This window comes from Phaeobacter cretensis (assembly GCF_047372505.1).
GTDB classification, from domain to species: Bacteria; Pseudomonadota; Alphaproteobacteria; order Rhodobacterales; family Rhodobacteraceae; genus Phaeobacter; species Phaeobacter cretensis.
In genome coordinates, this window is the sequence record NZ_JBKBEU010000001.1 from 1,896,602 (window position 1) to 1,916,200 (window position 19,599).

The window sequence follows — 19,599 nt, forward strand, 5'->3', positions numbered from 1 at the left end:
CAGGGGGTTAGAAGCTCTACTCGGTCGAGTACTTGGCGATCAGTTCCAGCGCACGGGCGCGCAGCCCCGAGCCATCCACACCTTTGCCATCCATTTCTGCGACCCATGCATCGGTGGTTGCAGTAGACGCGGCCCTCCATTCGGCAACCTGTTCGGCGGTCAAATTGATGATGTTATTGCCGCGCTCCGTTGCCTGCTTAAGACCGAGCGCATCGTCGGCTTGCATTTGACGTCCTGCAAAGGCCGAAAACTCACCCCCCGAATTGGCGTCGATCACTGCCTTCAGATCATCGGGGAGCGCGTTCCAGCGATCCTTGTTCATCGCGAAAATGAAAGTCGTAGTATAGAGGGATGAGTCACCAAATGCTGTATGGTTGCTCACCAATTCATTCACTTTCAGTGGAACTGTCACCTCCCACGGGATGACCGTAGCGTCGATAACACCTTTCGACAGGGCCTCTGGAACAGCAGGTATGGGCATCCCGACAGGTGTTGCCCCCAAGGATTTGAACATCGTGTTGGTGACCCGTGTCGGTGCTCGCAGTTTGACGCCGTCCAAATCCTCAAGTGACGCAATCGGCTTTGAAGAATGGATTAGACCAGGACCATGAACCCAAAGGCCGAGCACTTTGAATTGCTGGAAATCGGTGTCCATCATTGTTTCTTCTGCCAGATCCCAATAGGCGCGAGATACGGCCTCGGCGTTGGTCATGGTAAAAGGCAATTCAAAGACTTCAGCCCGCGGGAAGCGACCCGGCGTGTAGCCTGACACAGTCCAGACGATATCCGCGATGCCGTCGACAGCCTGTTCGATTAGTTGCGGCGGCTTGCCGCCCAGCTGCATCGACGGATAGCGCTGGATCTCAATACGCCCCCCAGATTCAGCTTCAATTTTGTCAGCCCACACATCGAGAATGTTCTTAGGAACACTCGCCTGTGCTGGCAGGAATTGGTGCATGCGTAGAGTAAAATCTGCTGCGACGGCGCTTGTCGCTGTAACGCCAAAGCTCAACGCCGAAACGGCAGCTGCGCGTGCGAACAACAGAAAACTTCTGCGAAATTTAATCATTGGTTCCTCCCTTGAAGACCATCAACAACAACGCAAGGGTGTGATTTTGATGTGTCTTAATAATTGTTATTTCTCATAACTATTTTTTACAATAAATTACTTCTCTAAGATTTCAGTGGGTTAGCTGATTTAATAAAATAAACTGTGATGACTACTGCCAGAATCTGCGAAATTTAGGAGTATCACTCGACCCAATTGTAGGGCCTGTCGGTGCTCTGGACCTGATCAACTAAGAGATGCGAGCCGAGCTCGCAGTCAGTCGAACCGGATGTCGGGTTGTGCGAATGTTTCCAACGCGGCCGCTAGTTCCGGATGCTGGTCGGCATATGTTTGAACACTGGTTCCGGTTCTGGCAGCGTCTGCGGCTTGGCGCAAGACTACAACTCCAGCGCCTGCAAGACGCCATAGTTTTTGCATAAAAGGGAAACTGATTCCAATGTCGGGTAAACAGGAATACAGACCCCAACCGGCACGATGACCATGGATTGTCACGGCACTGCGATCACGCAAGGCCCGAAATCCAGTAAGCCCGACAGACGTCACTCAGACCATTGCACAGGTCCCACCATGCGCTTCAAGAAGCTCCAAGTTGCGCCACATCTGGTCGATTTCGTCGGTGATATTGAAGGCATACATCACCCGCTTGCCAGTTTTGTCAGCATGGGTGTTCAGAACGCGGGTAGCTGTCTCAACGCACTCGGCAAAGGGTCAATTAGGCCCGTTTGCTTACAGCTCATCATCTTTGATAAAGTCTATGCCAGCCAGCGTAGAGAGAAAAGTTGGCAAAGAAGTACCGAAATCTTCCAAAGACCAGCCCGCTAGCGGTTGTGTCGCAGCTTCTGACTATCTTGAAGGCGCTCGCTTCAGGATGTGATTATGTGGTTAGTGCTGCAAACTGCTGGAAGGCGGAAAGACAATTCGTCCCGAACTGACCCTTTCGGATCATGTGTGCTGTCTCGATCCCGGAAATAGTCGCAGCGGCGGAATGGAACGCTTTGAAGCCAAGCATAGGCCTTGTGATCCGCTTGATGAATCGGTGATCCTGCTCAAGAATATTGTTGAGATACTTGCCCTGCATGATCTTGATGATGCTCCCCGCGCCGATGAATTTCAGAACCGCGTTCACAGCCTGCAAGCGAGCAGGACTGGCACCGCTTTTGTTAATGACGACCCGGTTCGGCACGCTATTCGCGGCGATTGCGCGTTTGAAGAACCACCGGGCAGCAGCCGCGTCGCGGCGCTCAGATAACTCGAAATCAAGGGTTTGCCCATCGCGGTCGAACGCGCGACAGAGGTATGTCCACTTTCCTTTAACCTTGAGATAAGTCTCATCCATGCGCCAGGAAATAGCCGTTGACCGCTTCCTGGCCTGTGCGTTCACGACCCAGCGGTTCAGGATTGCTTGGTCAACGTTCACACCACGCTCCTGCACAATCTCTTCCAGGTCGCGGTCGGAGACGGAGTAGCGGACGTAGAAGAACACAGCGTACAAGATAACCGATCGGGGATAGTGGCTGCCTTTGAAATCAACCGTCACGCCCTGATCCCCACCTGCGTAACCAAAGGTGGCCAGATATCAAAGGCCATTGAAGTTCGTTTCGCAAGGCCGTGTGGCTGCGCGTAGCAGGAGTCCTCCGATTGGATGATTTGAAGCAGGCGTGATCTCCCGATACTGTGCCAGGAGCATGCAGAGGCGGATTTGCCCCAAAACGGCAAACGTCAGGCTTCGAACGTGATATGACCACCGCAGATTGTCAGTGCCACACGTGCCAAGCGGAGCTGGTCCGCCCGCTGCGCCTCAAGATCGCGGTCCATGACAACAACATCTGCCATCATGCCAGCACGCAGCCTGCCTTTGCGATGCTCGTTGAATTCCGCCCAGGCGCCGTCACGGGTATAGGCCGCCAGCGCATCGCGCAGGCCGTGGCTTTGATCTTGCCAAGTTCCCGGCAGCACCTGGCGCGCTACTGCGCCTTGGATTGTGGGCATAACGGCCACCGGAACAACCGGCCAATCGGTTGAAAAAATAACCTTGGCGCCGTTCTCGCGAAGTGTCCGCGACGGGAAAGCCAGCGGGATCTGGTGGTCGTGCAGCAAGGGTGTAAGTTCCGGGATTGCTTCGGGATAGGAGTGCGCCGCATGCAGGGGTTGCATGGAGGCGATGACGCCAAGCGCACGGAACCGTGGGATGTCATCGGCGCTGATGGTCTCGATATGCTCCACCCGGTGGCGGCTGTCACGCGCGCCGTTGGCGCGTCGGGCCGCTTCAAAGGCATCCAGTGTCCGCCGCACACCTGCGTCGCCGCAGGCATGGACAGAGATCTGCAAGCCCATGGCGTCAGCACGGGTGCAGACCTCCTTGAAATGAGCATCGGAAAACAAGGGCGCGCCGCAGCTGTCAGTCCCCGGATAGGGCTGCAGCATGAAGGCGGTCCTGTTTTCGATCACCCCGTCAATGAACATCTTGACCCGGGCGGACCACAACATATCGTCGGCATAGGTCCTGCGCATATAGGCTGCCTCTTCCAGCCGTTCCAACGGGTCGGTGTGTTTGAGATGCAGCGGCACTTCGGTCCGGCAAAGCAGTTTGCCCTCCGCCTCCAGTTCCGAGAGCAGCTCCAGTTGGTACAGGTTGCCATCCATGTTGTGCAGACCGGTGATGCCGTGGGACGCGCAGTGCAGCAGCCCCTTTTCCAGCACCGCCTTGTCAATTGCGCGCTGCGCGTGTGTTGGGGCGGGAACCGGATCGGCGCCGGTCATCGAGCCTTCCTGGTCGCGCCCGCCCAGCGGTGTGAACCTCATCAGCGGCGCCAGCGCGCCCGCCTCGCGCAGCTCGCCGGTTGCGGCGCCGTCGCTGCCCATGACGATCTCGGAGCCTGCCTCCACGGTCCCGCCGTGCAACAGCCCCGCCAGTTCCAGCGCGCTGGTGTTGGCCCAGGCAGTATGGCAATCCGGCGCCATGCAGGCAAAGGGACGGCCCGGCAGGACCGCGTCCAGATCATGGCGGGTCAGCGAGCGGTCCCCCATCGCGTGATAGCTGGCCGCATAGGCGTAAAGCAGAACGTCATCCGGCCGCTGTGCCGCATAGGCGCGGATTGCCTGAGTCAGGGCCTCCAGCCCGGTGACTCCGGTCAGATCCAGGTATTCCAGCTCTGCTGCGCCCTGAAACAGGTGGACATGGCTGTCGATGAACCCGGGCAGGACGGTGTTGCCCTGGGCGTCGAACACCCGGGCCGTCCCGGCGATGGCCCGGATTTCGGCATTGGTCCCCACTGCGGTGATGAGGCCGCCCTTGATTGCCAGGGCCTCGGCATCGGGGCCGTCGAATGTCAGAACTTTACCGTTCAGGATTACCAGGTCGGTCATTGTTCCCTCTGAATGTGCAAGAGTGGCCAGTCCGGAGGAGGTGCCCTCTCCCGGGGCTTTTGTTTCAGGTACTGAAAGAATGCGGCTGGGGCGCCCTGTTACAGGTTCGGACGCCGCGAGGCCTGATCCAGCCAAGGCATCTTCTCTTGCAGCACCGAAGCCACATGGAAGGCCCGCGGGTCGTCAAAGGCGCGCGCTACGATCTGCACGCCGACCGGCCGCCCTTTAGCGCCGAGCCCGGCAGGCACCGCCAGCGTTGGCAGGCGCGACAGCATGTTGAAGACGGCAAGCGTGTTCAGATCGTATTCGCTGTCGAAATCACGGTCGCCAATGGTGATGCGGTCCCAGGGCTTTTGCTCGGCAAACATCTCATAGCTGGCAAAGGCCGGACAGATGAAGGCGTAGCAGTCGTTTTCCATCATCGGCCCGAACCGGCTGTAGATGTCCGCCGCCACATCGTAAGAGGTTAGGAATTCGTCCGCCGTAGTCTTTGCGGCGCAATCGGCAAAATACTTGGTGTAGTCGCAGACCTGGTCCGGATGCGCCTCGACCTCGCGCACCAGCGCAGCGCCCATCAGGTGGTTCAGGTAATTCTTGCAGCCTTCGCGCACGTCGTGGCCCCAGCCCAACTTCACCTCTTCAATGATTGCGCCTGCGTCCGACAAGGCGTCCAGCACCTTAAAGGTCTGATCGGCGACGTCCTTGGTCACTACTTCGTTGCTGATGTCCAGACTGTAGCCGATGCGCTTGCCCTTGAGACTGCCGTATTCCATTGGGATGGTCATCTTTTCCCGGATGGTGGCAATGTCCTGCGGGTGGTGGCCCGAGATGACGTTCTGCATCAGCGCGCAATCGGCAACGGTGCGGGCCATGGCGCCGACATGACAATAGGTATCCAGATTGAACGGCGCAGCATCCGGCACACGGCCATAAGGCGGTTTGAAACCGACCACGCCGCAGGCCGCTGCCGGGCCGCGGATGGAGCCGCCGATGTCCGACCCGGTCGCAAGGGTGGTGGTGCCTGCCGCCAGCGCGGCCCCAGCCCCGCCCGAGGATCCGGAGGGGGTATATGCAGGATCCCAGGGGTTGCGGGTCACGCCGTGCAGGCGGGTTTCGGTGGTCCAGGCGCTGCAGAATTCAGGGGTGGCCGAGCGGGCATGGAATATCGCGCCTGCGTCGTGCAGCCGTTGCGCCACGGGGTGGGTTTCGTCGGCAATGTGGTCCTTGTAAATCAACGAACCCTGGGTGTTGCGCTGGCCTTTGACATCCATTTCGTCCTTGATGGCGACAGTGAGACCCTCCAGCGGGCGGGCGTCACCCGGTCGGTTCACATATACCTCCTCAGCCGCCCGCGCCGCATCCATCGCTTCATCATAGAAGGTTTCGGTGAAGGCATTGATCACCGGCTCGACAGCCTCGGCGCGGGCAAATTGCGCTTTCAGGACGTCAACCGGGGAAAGCTCACCGGATTTGAACAGCGCTATTTGTTCCGTGGCCGACAGGTAGCACAGATCGAGATCGGACATGGCAAGGGTTTCATTCAACGGCATGGAGTTTTCTCTCGTTGCTGGGTGTCTGTTGTTCGGGCAGGGCATGATGCGAAGCAGCGATCAGCCTGCGGGTGTAGTCATGTGTGGCATTAGCAAAAAGCCGGGCGGTGGGGCCGGTCTCGACCAGCTGGCCTTTAAGCATGACGATCATGCGGTCGGCGGCATGGCGGACCACGCTCATGTTGTGGGTAATCAGGAGAATCGACAGGCCCATCTGCTCCTGCAACGCATTCAGCAGGTTCACCACCTCGCCCTGGACCGAAACGTCCAACCCCGCTGTCGGCTCATCCGCAACCACCAGCGCAGGCGACAGCGCCAGCGCCCGCGCCACGCCGGCACGGCGAGCCTGCCCGCCGGACAGTTCATGCGGGAAGCGGTCTGCATAGGCTTCGCCTAGCCCCGCCTGTGTCAGCAGGTCAATGGCGCGTGCGCGTGTTGCTTCCGCCCGTCGGCCATGCACGATCAGCGGCTCGATCACCTGTTCGGCAATGGTCACCCGGGGCGACAGCGAACCCGCCGGGTCCTGGAACATCATTGCAACCTGCTCGCGCGCCCGGCTCCAGCCGGCGGCATCCGCCGTGGTCAGCTCGCTACCGTTGAGGCGGATGCTGCCCGTGCCCGGGCGGACCAGCCCCATGATGCTGCGTGCAACCGTGGTCTTTCCCGAGCCGCTTTCGCCGATCAGCGCCAGGGTTTCGCCGCTGCGGATATCAAAGCTGACATTTCGGACCGCCGGGATTTCTTCGCGCCAGCCGCCCAAGGATGGCGGCAGGATACCGCGGCGGGTGAATGTCACCGACATGTCCCGCACACTGAGTACCGGGCGTTCATCCGCACCGATCCGTCCGGTTGGCCCCTGCACGATCCTCACCGTCTGCTCGAGCGCTTCGTTCATCGTCGGCAATCGCCGGGTGGGGGTTTCAATCTGCGCCGGGTCGCAGCGTAGCAGCGCCTTGGTGTATTCGTCCTGGGGGTTTGCAAAGACTTCCTGGACAGGACCCGCCTCTCGGATCTCACCGGACTTCATTACCAACACCTCGTCGCACAGCGAGGCCACGACCCCCAGATGATGGGTCACAAAGACAATGGCGCAGCCGGTTTCGCCTTGCAAGCGCTGCAGCAGTTCAAGGATCTCCACTTCCAGCGTCGGATCTAGCGCGGTGGTGGGTTCGTCCGCCAGCACCAGATCAGGACCCAGCATCAGCGCCATGGCAATCGATACCCGCTGGCGCTGACCGCCGGACAACTCATGCGGATACATGTTCATCCGTGCCGCCGGGTCCGGCAGGCTGACCCAATCCAGCGCATCGATGGCGCGCTGCCATTTTTCCTGCTTGGACCAGGGCTCACGGTACAGAAGGTCAATCATCTGCTGGCCGATGGTCAGCCCTGGTGCCAGCGACGTCATGGGGTCCTGCGAGATGTAGGAAATCCGGGTACCCCTGAGCGCCCGCATCCGGTCCGGCGGCTGGCGCAGCAGGTCCTCGCCGTTAAACCAGACCTCGCCCGAGTTCAGCGTGGCGGCATCCGGCAGCAGCCGGGTCAGCGCCCAGAGCAACGTCGATTTTCCGGACCCGCTTTCGCCGACGATGCCCAGGGTGCGGCCTTCTTGCAGCGAGAAAGAGACCCATTTCACAGCCTGGATGGGGCCAAAGCAGACGGCAAGGTCCTGCACTTCCAGAAGTGTCTCTGTCATGGCTCAACCCTTTCCGCCAAGTTTCGGATCAAAGGCATCGCGCAGCGCCTCGCCCAGGAAGGTGAAGCCAAGGGTCGCTAGCACCAGCGGAATGCCACCTGCTACCACCAGCCAGGGCGTGTGACCGACAAAATCGAAACCGTCCTGCAGCATCAGACCCCAGCTGGAGGCGGGCGGCTTGACGCCCACACCGAGAAAGCTGAGGCCCGCCTCGGCGGCGATGAAGGTGGGAATGTCCATCGAAGCGACGATCAGAACCGGACCGATCACATTGGGCAGAATGTGGCGCGCAACAATCCGCACACGGCTAGCACCCATTGCCCGCAGCGCCTCGACATATTCCGCATTTGCCTGCGCCATCACCGAGGCCCGCATGATCCGCCCGTAGTAGGGCACCGAAGTTGCCACCAGCAGGCCGACCAGCACCACCATGCCGCCGCCAAAGATCGGGCCGATGGCCAGCGCCAGGATGATCACCGGATAGGCGCGCACGGTGTCGAATCCCAGCGTTAGCACATAGTCCAGCCAGCGCGGCCCCATCGCCGCCATCATGCCCAGGATACCGCCCAGGATAACCGACAGCCCGGTCGAGACCAGCGCCACGCTCAGCGCGACCCGGCCACCGTAAAGCGCGCGCGACAGCACATCGCGACCCAACTGGTCGGTGCCCAGCCAATGGGCGGCACTTGGCCCCTGCAGTTTGGACGGGATGTCCATGGCATTGGGGCCGTAAGGCGCGATCCAAGGGGCAAGCAACGCCGACAGGATCAACAGCAGCGCAAGCAGCAGCCCGAACATGCCCATCGGATCATGGGTCAGATTGGTGAACCCGCCGGACCGTGCCGACCTGGCAGCGGGTTGAATATCAGCCGCGGTCATTGCTCCTGGCCCTCCTTGAAACGGGGATCGATGATGGCATTGAGGATGTCCGCCGCCGTGGTAGCGGCGATCAGCAGGGCGCTAGAAGCCAGCACCGCACCCAGCGTCACCGGGTAGTTGCGCAGGATCACCGCGTCATACATCAGCTTGCCGATGCCAGGCCGGGCAAAGACGATCTCGGCAAAGACAGCGCTGCCCAGCATGTAACCGACACCCACCCCCAGCACGGTGATGGTCGGCGCGACCGCCACCCGCAGCGCATAAGCCGAGATGATGCGCGGCTCGGTCAGCCCGAACGAGCGGGCATTGCGGATGTAGTTCGCCGACAGCACCTCGATCATCGAGGCACGCACCAGCCGCGCCAGATAACCGACCCAGCCGATGCCGACGGCAATGGCGGGCATGATCAGGTGGTGCAGCGTGGAGCCGAAGCTGCCCTCGCCCGCGCCGATGGCCGGCAGCCAGCCCAGCCGGGCGGAAAACAGCAGCATGCCGTAAATCGCGATGATCACCGAGGGCACCGCAATGACACTGACCGACAACACCCCGATCAGCCGATCGAACAGCCCGTTGCGACGCACCGCAGCCAGGCAGCCCAGCGGAATACCCAGGCTCGCTGACAGAAGCATCGCCGCCGCCACCAGTTGAACGGTATGGGGAAGATGCGCCATCAGCACTTCGCTGACCGGGCGGCGGCTGCGCAGATCGGTGCCCAGATCGCCCTGTGCCACCGCACCCAGATATTTCACGATCTGCACCGGCATCGGCTTGTCCAAGCCCAGCCGCTCGGCAAATTCGGCCTTGATGGCCGGGGTAGCGCGCGGCCCCAGCATGGCGCTGGCAGGATCGCCCGGGGCCAGTTGTACCAGCACATACAGCGTCGAGACCGCCAGAATCAGCACGATCGCCCCAAGGCATGTGCGACGGAGAATATAGCCAAGCATTTTGGTGGTTCCTCAGAAGAAAAATCCGGGCGGGGCCGATCGTCCGCCGCCCGGCAGGAGGGAGGTCAGCTTGCGGCCTTCTTGAATTCGGCAAAGATCGGGCGCCCGTCCGGCAGGGTGGCCGGCACGATCTTGTCGTTCCACAGGATGGTCTGCGGCTCATTGGTCAGGAACAGGAAGTCGCCCGATTTCTCCATCATCTCCTGCATCTGCATGTAAAGTCGGCCGCGTTCTGCATCATCGGTGCTGCGGCGCGCCTTTTCGACCAGAGCGTCATAATCGGGGTTGCTCAATCCTTCCCAGTTCCAGACGCCGACCTGATCGGAGGTGAAATACTGCATCGTGTAGATGCCGTCGGGATTGCCGGTCCAGGATTTCACATGCAGCTGCAGGTCTGCCGCGCGGGCTTCATCGACACTCCAGAAGCTGCCTTCATCCTGGCCGTTCAGTTCGACATTCAGACCAATCTCGGCCAGGTTTGCCTGAATGATCTGGGCGATTGTGGCGCGGTTGGCGTTGTTGACGAAATCCAGCCGTAGCACCGTTCCCTCGGCGCCAGCCTCGGCGATCAGCATCCGGGCAGCGTCCACATCACGCTGCATCGGTGTCATATCGCGGTAGCCCAGAAGACCTGGCGCCACGATGCCGGTGGCATGATCCGCACGGCCGTTTGAGATTGCGGCCAGAATGGTAGGCACATCCACCGCTTTCTGAATGGCCTGGCGCACGCGGATGTCCGAAAGCCCTTCGTAGGTTTCGGAAATTCCCAGCCACAGCGGGTCCAGCGAGGCACGCAGTTCGGTGTTGTCAGTGCTCTTTGACCAGCTGTCATACTCCAGCGCCGATGCCGCATAGGTGTAATCGATCTCATCCGCATCAAAGGCGATTTTTGCCGCGTTGTCGTCCGGGATCGGAATGATGGCCACTTCCTCGAACGCCGCCGCGACCCCTGTCCAATCGGGATCTTTTTCCAACATGAATGCCTGGCCCGGTTCGTGAGATTTGAATCTGTACGGGCCTGCCGTCGCCACTGGGACAGCCTCAAAATAGCCGTCCGAGGCTTCCGCGGCCGCCTTCGAAATGATGGCGCCGGAGGTAGAGGCCAACGTGGCTGACCAGAAGGACGCCGAGGGCGCGTTCAAGTGAATGATGCCAGTGTAAGGCCCGGTAACCTCGACGTCCTTCAGCAGCGTGAACTCGGTGGCGATGCCGGATTCCAAACCCGGATCCAAGTGCCGTTCAAAGGAGTACTCCACATCCTCTGCCGTCAACTCGCCATAGCCGCCCGACCACATGATACCCGGCTTCAGCTCAAAGATGATGTTCTGCGGATCAGAGAAATCCACCGATTTTGCCGCATCCAGTTCGACCCTCCAGGTTTCGCCCGAGGCATATTTCGCCAGCCGCGGATACAGGTTGTCGATCAGCAGCTGCTCCGAGCTAGAACCCCAATAGGCCGGATCCAGATAGCCGGGATCGGCGGCAACCGCGATGCGCAGGGTATCGGCGGCACCTGCGCCTGCCACAGCGGCCCAGATGGCGGCTGCAACGCTTGCGCATATTGAAACCCGCCGGATGGGCATACTCGCAATTTTTGTCATGTTCCTCTCCATCTGTTGACATTGTTTTCACCAGTCTAGAGGGCGCATAGGCCGCAAAGCACGCATAGTCATACCGTGAATATTAAGCTGGACGCAGCAGATCAGCGTAAAGTAGCATAAATTATGCCTGATACTGACCTCTCCTCCAATCTTAGGCTGCTATGCAGCTACGGGCGTTCCGTTTCGGATGTGTGCCGCCGAATCGGCATCAACCGGCAGCAATTCAACAAATATCTCACCGGCCAGACCTCCCCCTCGCTGGCTACGCTGCGCCGGGTCTGCGACTTTTTCGGGGTGGATGAGGCCGAGATCCTGCAGGAGCAGGGGGCCTTTGCCAAGCTGATCCGGCTGCGGCCTCCGGTTCTGGCCACATCGGATGATCCGCTCTCGGCGCAGGTGGAGAAGGTCATCCGCCGCGACCGCCGCAATGCCGGCCTGCTGGAGCGCCACGCGGGGTATTACCATATCTACATGAGCCCCGACCCCGCCAATAACACCCTTTTGAAAAGCGTCGGTCGGATTTTTGGCAGTGGCCAGGACTGGTTTTCCAAGGAGGTAGAGCGCTATGAAGATGACGAATTCGCCATCCCCTCGACACTCAAACACTCTGGCCTCGTATTCGAAGCGCACAACCGGGTCTTCATAACCAGCCGCGAGCAGGGGCAAGGGAATGGTATGTGGACCACTGCTCTGATTGCCTCGGATTATGAAGAACCCTCGTTTCTTCCGGGACTTCTCCAGGGTATCGAACCAGAAGGCGGGCATATGCTCTATGGCACCCGCGTTGTCTGGGAGTACTTAGGGAAATCACCGGATTTGCGGGCAATTTTGCAGCGATGCGGGGCTTACAAAAGTGACCACCCCGAAGTTCCCGAGTTCGTACGCAATTCTATTTTTTCAACGGTGGGGTCTCATACAGCCACGTTAACTGCCACTTTTTAGCCGCTGTGAAACGCGCTCTCCCAACTGCGGGAGTAGATAGTCGCGAGGATCTCCGGTCGCGAGTATTGGCTATGGCGCGCAGTCGATCGACATGGCGTCGTGCTGAACGAAAGCCTCCAGCCGAAACGGGACAAATGAGCCGCAAAACGGCTGTTGCGCCGCTTGATGAATCGTCTTGGGTTCATTCCAAAGCGGATCATCACGGACAAGCGCGCCGCCAAACGAGAGTTTGCCCCTAGCTTGGATCATTGGTCGCATAAGGGCCGCAACAACCGTGCCAAGAATAGCCACTTGCCGTTCCGCAAGCAGAAAAGAGCGATGCAGGGATATCGGTCACAGGGCGGATTACAGCGGTTTGTGGCCACCAATCAGCCGTCCGGAATTGCTTCAGCACCCCCCGCTCACCGCCGATCCGCTTCAACCATCCGATATCACCGTCTCGAGGCATTTGACGTCTGGAATGCCGTCACTCACGTTGCTTGAAATCCGAACATCAGCATTCGTTGGTTGACCGCTAGTTAACGTGCCAACACCTCACATCGACATTCGACTATCGCGTCAAGTATGACCCGATTGAGTAATCTTATCTGACGGCCATGCGAAACATCTTTCAACGGCCGTTCTGCAGGGTCCAGAGGTGAGCGTAAATCCCGGCCGCGGCTCGTAGTTCGCTGTGCTTGCCCTGTTCGACAATCTCACCTTTATCCATAACCACAACGCGATCACAGAGTGGCATGCAGTTAAGCCGGTGCGCGATCATGATGGTGGTACGCCCGCGAATAATATCAGGCAGACGCTGCAGAATGCTGGCTTCCGTCTCATAGTCGAGCGCCGACGTGGCCTCATCAAAAATCAGGATTTTGGGGTCGGCAACCAGCGCTCGCGCGATAGCGAGGCGTTGGCGCTGACCGCCAGACAGGTTGCCGCCACGTTCTCCAACCTGGGTATCGTAGCCGTGGCGCAATGTCTCAATAAAATCGCTGGCCCCGGACAGGCGCGCGGCATTGAGGATCTGCTCCGGCTTCGCTGTCGGATTGCCAAGGGCAATGTTTTCCCAGATTGTCCCGTTGAACAAAAAATTCTCCTGCAAGACAACGCCCATATTGCGGCGCAGGTTGGCAGGGTCAGCCATTGCCAAATCAACATTATCGACGAGCACCTGACCACTTTGCGGCACATAAAGCCGCTGAACCAGCTTGGTGATCGTGCTTTTGCCAGAGCCCGACATGCCTGTTAGGCCAATCACCTCACCGGCGCCAATTGACAGGTCAACCCGCCGCAAAACCTCTGCCCCGTCGGGGGAATAGCGAAATGTCACTTTCCTGAGGTCGATCTGCCCGCTGATGTCTCCCAATGACGAGCGCCCGGCGCTGGCCACAGTTTCGGGTTCTTCTTTCAGAATGTCTCCGATGCGGCGGATAGAAATACCGGTATGCTGAAAATCCTGCCAGATCTGCGCCAGCCGCAGGATCGGCATCGTCACATGGCCGGACAGCATATTGAAGGCCACCAGTTCACCAACGCTAAGCTCACCCGCCATCACCAGGTTGACACCGAACCACAGCAACAGAGCGGCAGAGATCTTCTGCACCAGACCAATGCCACCACCCGCCCAGTGGCCCAGCATGCTAGCGCTGAACCCGGCCTTGAGCGAAGCGCCCAGTTTATCCTCCCAGGCGCGGGTGAACTGCTGCCCCATACCTAGGGACTTGATAGTCTCGATCCCGGTGACCGTTTCGGTCAGGAACGCGGAATTGTCAGCGTTACGCTCATATTCAGTCTCGACACGTTTGCGCAGAAAGGGACCTATGGCCAGCCAAGTGAGTCCGAACACCGCCAGCGTAGCCAGGACAACAAAGGCAAGTTTGCTGGAATAGGCAAACATCACCGCTAGGAACACGCTGATAAAGCAAAGGTCAACCACCATCATCAGGGCGGAGCCGGTGAGGAAATTGCGGATATGGTCTAACTCTTTCACTCGCGCCAGGATGTCACCGGTCTGACGGCTGCGAAAATAGTCGAGTGGCAGATAAACCAGATGGCGGAATAGCCGTGCCGAAAGCTCAGAGTTGGCACAGCTGGCCATATGCGAGAACACCAAAGACCGCATGAAGGTCATGAAGGGTTCAAACAGTGCGATTCCGATCAGGGCGATGGCCAGCACGTCCAGGCTTTGCAAACCCCGACTGACCAACACCTTGTCGATCACGACCTGAAACAGTTTCGGCGATACCAAAGCAAAACCCTGAATGATCAGAGAGGCCAGGAGAATCCTGCGAAACCGCGCCTTGTGTTTCAGGATTGAAGGGATGAACCACGAGAACCCAAAGGTGCTGCGCGTCTTTTTCCATGAAGGCTCGCGCGCAAACAGGATTGCATCGGCGTCAAAATCCCGCGCCACATCTTCGACCGTATTGCGGCTGGTACCGCCATTTGGCGGGCTGGTTATCTGCACCAGATCGCCGCGCACTCCCGTTACGACGTACCAAGCACCGGTATCGGTTTTGCGGATCAGGTAAGGCACTGGCGTTGTCAGAATGCGCTTGGCAACCAGCGGTGCCGAGCGCGCCTTGATCCCCAACCGTTTGGCGCAGCGGATAATATCAACGCCCTCATAGGCCGCGTCGATCTTGCCATGCAAATGCCAGACTTGACCGACGTCTGCTGAAATATCCAGCTGTTTGGCCGCGACCAGTAGTGCCAGTAACCCAGTGTCCGTGTGCGGATCCTGAGACACGGCTGCCCCCTGCAGGAACGCGGTGTCGCTCAAACTTTCTGCACCAGAACTCATTATCGTTCCCTCAGAGTTTCGGACTGATATTCGCGCAACGGACTGAGAATGTAGTCGATGATACGCCGGTCGCCGGTTTTAATTTCGGCAGACACTGACATGCCCGGTGACAGGGCAATGGTTTCACTGCCGGAATCAACCTCCAGCCGCTCCAGCTTGACCCGTGCCGGGTAGACCAGCCCCAAACGCTCATCCTCGATCGCATCACCGGAAACATTGGTTACGTTACCGATGATCGTGCCGTATTTGGTGTAGGGAAAACTGTCGACCTTGACCTCCACAGGGTGGCCCGTGCGGACAAAGCCGATGTCCTTGTTCAGTACCATCACCTCAGCCTCCAGATTGGCGCTTTGCGGCACCACCACCAGAAGTTCCTGCCCAGGCTGTACCACGGCACCGATGGTGGTCACGCCCACCTGTTGAACAACGCCGTCAACCGGTGCCGTCACGGTCATCTTGCGCGCGCTCTCGTCCGCCTGGATCAATTGGTTGCGCAGGTTGGAGCGTTGGATCTGTTCTTGCGCCAAGCGATCCAGAAGCGTTTTGCGGGTCTCGAAATCCAGCTGTTCAACCTGCTGGTTTAGATCGTTTTCCTCTGACACCAACTGGGTCATGGAGACCTGCGCCTCGGCCAGCTCCCGGCGCTGCTGGATCAATTCACGCGACAGTTCCAAAAATTGATAACGCGGAAACAACCCTTGCTCCATCAGGGTGCGGCGGCTGTCGAGCCGCTCTTTTGTATTTTCAATCAGGGCGCTTGTCTCTGTCGCTATCGCCTCCGACGCTGTTTGACGTAACCGGATCTGGGCAATGCGCTGCCCCAAGGCCAAACGTTGTGCACTGGTGCTGTCGAATTCGGCCTGCAACCGCTTTTGTGCGGTCTGTGCGAGTTCCGCAGCCACACCGTCTGGAACGGCAAAACTCGCCAACGGGTCGGATTGCAGCAGCGCTTCAAGCCGCGCGACCTCCAGCAGAGTGGCCTGCAACTGACGTCGCAGACGATCGCCTTCGGCGGCCGCAGAGGTTGGATTCAATTCGATCAGTACGTCGCCGGCAGTCACCGTCTGACCATCCCGAACCGAAATCAGACTGACCTCTCCGCGTTCCGGTGCCTGCACCACTTTGGAGCGATCATCCACAATTAACCGACCCGATGCGGTGGCAATGATGTCGATCCGCCCCAATACAGACCATACCACCACTGCGATACATAAGAGAACCACCCCGAGACTAAAGCCGCGCGCCACGCTAGAAGGCGGACGCTCTAGGATTTCAAGATATTCGGGAAGAAACTCCAGCTCCAGCGCCGTGGGCCGACTGGTTGATCGAGCCACATCGTCCGGGCGCTGTGCCTCCGCATTCGCAGCCCCTGCACGGTCCCCCTCGCGGTCTATTTGTCTGGGCTGACGCCGCTTTGTGAGCAATGACATGCTACTCTCCCATACCGGTTACAGCCGCAGCATTTACAGCACTTTCCGGTTCCATACGGTCTGGCGCGCTGAGTTCGTTTTTCTGCAGGTTCCAGAGATTACGATAGGCACCGCCGGGAATGCTGATTAACTCATCATGAGTGCCGCTTTCGATAACCTGGCCCTTTTCCAAAACATGGATGCAATCGCAATCGCGGACGGTCGACAGGCGGTGGGCAATGACAATCACCGTACGCCCCTTACGAATTTCGGCCATATTATCCTGAATGACAGCTTGCGAATGGTCATCCAATGCAGAAGTCGCCTCGTCCAGAATCAAGATCGACGGATCACTGAGAAGGGAGCGCGCGATAGCCAGGCGCTGGCGCTGCCCGCCGGAAATGGAACTACCGCCTTCTGCCAGAATAGTGTCGTAGCCATCTGTCAACTCCAGCACGAATTCATGCGCGCCGGCCTTCTTCGCAGCGTCGACCACATCGGCGAGGGGCGCCGATGGTCGCGTCAGCGCGATATTGTCTCGGACCGATTTATTGAACAGAAAGTTTTCTTGCAGAACGATGCTCGTGTTCTGGCGCAACGACACGGAATTGAGTGTGGCGATATCGGTTCCATCAATACAAATGCGCCCGCTTTCCGGGATGTAGAGTTTTTGCACAATGCGCGCCAATGTGCTTTTGCCCGATCCTGAACGCCCTACAAAGGCGACCATATTACCACCGGGAATTTCCAGACTGAAATCCTTCAGCACAGGCTCGCCATCCGGTGCATACCGAAAGGTGACATCCTGAACTGAGATGCCACCCTTTTCGATCCGTGAAACCTGTTTATGGGATTTGGAAATTTCGGGAATGGTGTGCAGTACATCACCCAAGCGTTCGACCGAAACGCGGGTTTGCACAAACTGCCGCCACAGTTCAGTCAACCGCAGGACCGGCTGACTGACGTGATTGGCCATCATATTGAAGGCGATCAACTGCCCGATTGAGAGTTCCAATCCAATAACTTTACGCGCGCCGATCCACAGGACCAAGACCATGGTCAGCTTCTGGATCCCCTGAACCAGCGTGTTAGACAGCTGCATCAGGCGCTGAACCTTGTAGTTCGAATGCACGAAATCGCGGGTCTGATATTCCCATCGGCGGACCATCTGCGACTCAAGCGCCAGAGCCTTTACAGTTTCAACACCCGTCAGCATTTCGGTCAGAAACGACGTGTTAATGGCCCCGTCTCGATAAAGCTCTTCCACACGAGCTTGTAGCGGACCGGTGATAAAATAGGACACCGCCATGTAACACGGCACCGACCCCAAGACGATAAAGGTCAACAGCGGTGAGTAGATGTACATCACCGTGAAGAAGATAAAGGTGAAGCTGAGGTCAATGACCAAGGTGTTGGCAGCACCCGTAATGAACTCCCGAATGGCGCCCAGTTCATTCACCCGCGCCACCGTGACCCCTACAGGCCGGGATTTAAAGTAGGTAAGCGGCAGGTCAACCAGATGGCGATAGAGATTGCCACCGAGACGCGCATCAATACGTGTGGCAGTCCGCGTTGCAAGGTACTGGCGAAGAGTCTTTAGCGCGACTTCGAACACCGCAACGGCAACTAATGTGATCACCAGAACATCCAGCGTTGCCACAGAGTTATGGACCAGCACCTTGTCCATGATGACCTGAAAGAACAGTGGCGAGATCAGCGCCAAACATTCTATTGCCGCTGAAGCCGCGAGAATTTCAAAGGCCAGTCCTTTGAAGCGGGTCAGCTCGGGCAGGAACCAGCGAATATCGAATTTCTGCACCAGCTTGGGAAACCGCTCACGGCTGCGCAGCAAAGCGGCCTGCCCTGACCATATGGCATCAAAGGCGGCTGGCTCCAGAGCCTCAGGTTTAGCGCTGTCAGGACGTTGGATCAGAGCCGTATCCTCTGACATATTGGCCAGAAGGAACCATGCGCCGTCCCTGTCCTGCAGGATCAATGGGAAAGATTGGTTTGCCAGCCGCGCGCGGGAGAGTTTGGTAATCTTGATGCGCAAGTCCAGCCGCCGGGCGATCAAACGCAATTTGTCGACAGGAGCCTGATCGGGTAGTTGATCCAGCGCTGCCAGCACCGTGGGCTCTGCGTTCGGCACCTGCTGGATTGCCGTCCAGATTGCAAAACACTGGATTAGGCTATCAACCTTCGGTTTGGTGGATGCGGCCATATCAGCAGTAACCATCTATACCGCCCCGCCTAACCTTGGTGAAGCGTCACTACGTCGCCATTTTGTCCAAACAACCGTCATCACACCCCCCCATCAAATACTGAGGCCAGCCTCTGGGAAAGTTTGCGTGAGGCGGGGGGAGCAGTCGGGCTGCGCAATACATGCAACTCGATCGCCCCCAAGTCAGGTAATAGATCATCAACGACCTTTACCGAGTAGGGGTTGCGGTTTGAACTCAGGAAGGCATCGACCGTAAATCCAACGCCGTAGCCAAGTTGGATAGCCTCAAAATACGATGAAATCGCGGAGGTTTCGAAGACAACCCGGTGCTTGCGATTGTTACGATCTAGTATTTCAACCGCAGACGGCCCCCGACTGACGCTACCATTCCAGATCACAACGGGGACATCAGCCTCCGGAGCGAGGGCGTTGGTATCAAAGCCATGGCCAGCTATCCAATTCAGGGCACATTTCTTGACAAACATGCTATTTGGCTGCACCCCTATACGGGTGCAAACCACCGCGATTTCCAATCGGCCAGCCGCCATTTCGCTAAGCAGCTTCTCTTCGCTGTCAGCCAGCATTTCGAACTTTGAAACCTGTCCCGGCGCATCAAGTTTCCAAAGAAGCTCAGGCCCGAAGAAAAATTCAATCGCAGGTAAGACGCCTATGCGGGTTTTTCGAGTGCTTTCGGTGTCGATCATCCGACCGATTTGATCGAACTCCGTCATAATTCTCTGGGTGATCGAAAACAGGATTTGCGCCTGCTCTGTCAGTCCTTTGTGCGGATTTCTGTCGATAAAGAGGGGAAACCGCACTAGTTCTTCCAAGCGCTTCATACGGTTGCTGATCGCAGGTTGCGACATGTTCATTTTCTTTGAGCAGGCTGTGTAGGATTTCAGCTGCGCAAGCTCGTAGAACGTCCTGAGAAGGTCCACGTTGATATGGCCCATTTCTGCCAATCCCGCCATTAACTGGGTGTATTGAGACCGCATCAGACTACGTTCTTCACCATCGTTTAACAACGAGATGCTGCGAAGCCTGATAAATACCGCCCATTCATATTCGTTCGATCGCAAGCAATTCAGTCATTCCGACTGCAGAGTTGATGCGGACAGCGGCAGATATGCC

The 19,599-nt window shown here is 58.3% G+C and carries 14 protein-coding genes and 1 pseudogene; 3 read left to right on the top strand and 12 right to left on the bottom strand.

Going from position 1 to position 19,599, the window contains the following annotated elements:
* Positions 1–16: 16 nt before the first annotated feature.
* The gene (locus tag ACEWZM_RS09140) at positions 17–1,069 is read right to left on the bottom strand and encodes a TRAP transporter substrate-binding protein (protein WP_414006129.1); all 1,053 of its coding nucleotides are present in this window, start codon (positions 1,067–1,069) and stop codon (positions 17–19) included.
* Between the two features lie 567 nt (positions 1,070–1,636).
* Here ACEWZM_RS09140 and ACEWZM_RS09145 point away from each other — a divergent pair.
* A complete protein-coding gene (locus ACEWZM_RS09145) occupies positions 1,637–1,891 on the top strand; it encodes a hypothetical protein (RefSeq protein ID WP_414006130.1) in 255 nt (84 codons plus the stop codon).
* A 52-nt stretch (positions 1,892–1,943) separates the two neighbouring features.
* On the opposite strand, the gene ACEWZM_RS09150 is transcribed toward ACEWZM_RS09145, so the two are convergent.
* The 7 genes from ACEWZM_RS09150 to ACEWZM_RS09180 all read right to left on the bottom strand — a co-directional run bounded on the left by ACEWZM_RS09150 (position 1,944) and on the right by ACEWZM_RS09180 (position 11,105).
* Positions 1,944–2,606 carry an IS6 family transposase gene (locus tag ACEWZM_RS09150; RefSeq protein ID WP_414006131.1) on the bottom strand — a complete coding sequence of 221 codons (663 nt, stop codon included), beginning with the start codon at positions 2,604–2,606 and terminating at the stop codon, positions 1,944–1,946.
* A 182-nt stretch (positions 2,607–2,788) separates the two neighbouring features.
* Positions 2,789–4,435, bottom strand: coding sequence for an amidohydrolase (locus ACEWZM_RS09155; RefSeq protein ID WP_414007989.1), 1,647 nt, complete (start codon positions 4,433–4,435; stop codon positions 2,789–2,791).
* A gap of 98 nt (positions 4,436–4,533) precedes the next feature.
* Positions 4,534–5,985: an amidase gene (locus ACEWZM_RS09160; RefSeq protein WP_414006132.1), complete on the bottom strand. Its 1,452-nt coding sequence runs from the start codon at positions 5,983–5,985 to the stop codon at positions 4,534–4,536.
* Positions 5,972–7,681: a dipeptide ABC transporter ATP-binding protein gene (locus ACEWZM_RS09165; RefSeq protein ID WP_414006133.1), complete on the bottom strand. Its 1,710-nt coding sequence runs from the start codon at positions 7,679–7,681 to the stop codon at positions 5,972–5,974. The genes ACEWZM_RS09160 and ACEWZM_RS09165 overlap by 14 nt, the downstream gene beginning before the upstream one ends.
* A gap of 3 nt (positions 7,682–7,684) precedes the next feature.
* Positions 7,685–8,560, bottom strand: coding sequence for an ABC transporter permease (locus ACEWZM_RS09170; protein WP_414006134.1), 876 nt, complete (start codon positions 8,558–8,560; stop codon positions 7,685–7,687).
* Positions 8,557–9,504, bottom strand: a complete 948-nt coding sequence (locus tag ACEWZM_RS09175; protein WP_414006135.1) for an ABC transporter permease — start codon at positions 9,502–9,504, stop codon at positions 8,557–8,559. Before ACEWZM_RS09175 ends, ACEWZM_RS09170 begins: the two co-directional genes overlap by 4 nt.
* 65 nt (positions 9,505–9,569) lie before the next feature.
* On the bottom strand, positions 9,570–11,105 hold the full coding sequence (locus tag ACEWZM_RS09180; RefSeq protein ID WP_414006136.1) for an ABC transporter substrate-binding protein: 1,536 nt from the start codon (positions 11,103–11,105) through the stop codon (positions 9,570–9,572).
* A 123-nt stretch (positions 11,106–11,228) separates the two neighbouring features.
* On the opposite strand from ACEWZM_RS09180, the gene ACEWZM_RS09185 reads away from it, so the two are divergent.
* Both ACEWZM_RS09185 and ACEWZM_RS09190 read left to right on the top strand, forming a co-directional pair.
* Positions 11,229–12,047, top strand: coding sequence for a helix-turn-helix domain-containing protein (locus ACEWZM_RS09185; RefSeq protein WP_414006137.1), 819 nt, complete (start codon positions 11,229–11,231; stop codon positions 12,045–12,047).
* A 36-nt stretch (positions 12,048–12,083) separates the two neighbouring features.
* A pseudogene (locus tag ACEWZM_RS09190) lies at positions 12,084–12,530 on the top strand (DDE-type integrase/transposase/recombinase); the annotation flags it as partial.
* A 127-nt stretch (positions 12,531–12,657) separates the two neighbouring features.
* Here the strand turns inward: ACEWZM_RS09190 and ACEWZM_RS09195 are convergent.
* The 4 genes from ACEWZM_RS09195 to ACEWZM_RS09210 all read right to left on the bottom strand — a co-directional run bounded on the left by ACEWZM_RS09195 (position 12,658) and on the right by ACEWZM_RS09210 (position 19,547).
* A complete protein-coding gene (locus tag ACEWZM_RS09195; protein WP_414006138.1) occupies positions 12,658–14,838 on the bottom strand; it encodes a type I secretion system permease/ATPase in 2,181 nt (726 codons plus the stop codon).
* Positions 14,838–16,268, bottom strand: a complete 1,431-nt coding sequence (locus ACEWZM_RS09200) for an HlyD family type I secretion periplasmic adaptor subunit (protein WP_414006139.1) — start codon at positions 16,266–16,268, stop codon at positions 14,838–14,840. Before ACEWZM_RS09200 ends, ACEWZM_RS09195 begins: the two co-directional genes overlap by 1 nt.
* A gap of 1 nt (position 16,269) precedes the next feature.
* The gene (locus ACEWZM_RS09205) at positions 16,270–18,483 is read right to left on the bottom strand and encodes a peptidase domain-containing ABC transporter (protein ID WP_414006140.1); all 2,214 of its coding nucleotides are present in this window, start codon (positions 18,481–18,483) and stop codon (positions 16,270–16,272) included.
* Positions 18,484–18,548: 65 nt separating this feature from the next.
* Positions 18,549–19,547, bottom strand: a complete 999-nt coding sequence (locus ACEWZM_RS09210; protein WP_414006141.1) for a LysR family transcriptional regulator — start codon at positions 19,545–19,547, stop codon at positions 18,549–18,551.
* Between the last annotated feature and the right edge of the window lie 52 nt (positions 19,548–19,599).

Bases quoted from the DNA above. Each gene is read 5' to 3' on its own strand.
- ACEWZM_RS09140 (WP_414006129.1), bottom strand. From the start codon at position 1,069: ATGATTAAATTTCGCAGAAGTTTTCTGTTGTTCGCACGCGCAGCTGCC.
- ACEWZM_RS09145 (WP_414006130.1), top strand. From the start codon at position 1,637: ATGCGCTTCAAGAAGCTCCAAGTTGCGCCACATCTGGTCGATTTCGTC.
- ACEWZM_RS09155 (WP_414007989.1), bottom strand. From the start codon at position 4,435: ATGACCGACCTGGTAATCCTGAACGGTAAAGTTCTGACATTCGACGGC.
- ACEWZM_RS09160 (WP_414006132.1), bottom strand. From the start codon at position 5,985: ATGCCGTTGAATGAAACCCTTGCCATGTCCGATCTCGATCTGTGCTAC.
- ACEWZM_RS09165 (WP_414006133.1), bottom strand. From the start codon at position 7,681: ATGACAGAGACACTTCTGGAAGTGCAGGACCTTGCCGTCTGCTTTGGC.
- ACEWZM_RS09170 (WP_414006134.1), bottom strand. From the start codon at position 8,560: ATGACCGCGGCTGATATTCAACCCGCTGCCAGGTCGGCACGGTCCGGC.
- ACEWZM_RS09175 (WP_414006135.1), bottom strand. From the start codon at position 9,504: ATGCTTGGCTATATTCTCCGTCGCACATGCCTTGGGGCGATCGTGCTG.
- ACEWZM_RS09180 (WP_414006136.1), bottom strand. From the start codon at position 11,105: ATGACAAAAATTGCGAGTATGCCCATCCGGCGGGTTTCAATATGCGCA.
- ACEWZM_RS09185 (WP_414006137.1), top strand. From the start codon at position 11,229: ATGCCTGATACTGACCTCTCCTCCAATCTTAGGCTGCTATGCAGCTAC.
- ACEWZM_RS09195 (WP_414006138.1), bottom strand. From the start codon at position 14,838: ATGAGTTCTGGTGCAGAAAGTTTGAGCGACACCGCGTTCCTGCAGGGG.
- ACEWZM_RS09200 (WP_414006139.1), bottom strand. From the start codon at position 16,268: ATGTCATTGCTCACAAAGCGGCGTCAGCCCAGACAAATAGACCGCGAG.
- ACEWZM_RS09205 (WP_414006140.1), bottom strand. From the start codon at position 18,483: ATGGTTACTGCTGATATGGCCGCATCCACCAAACCGAAGGTTGATAGC.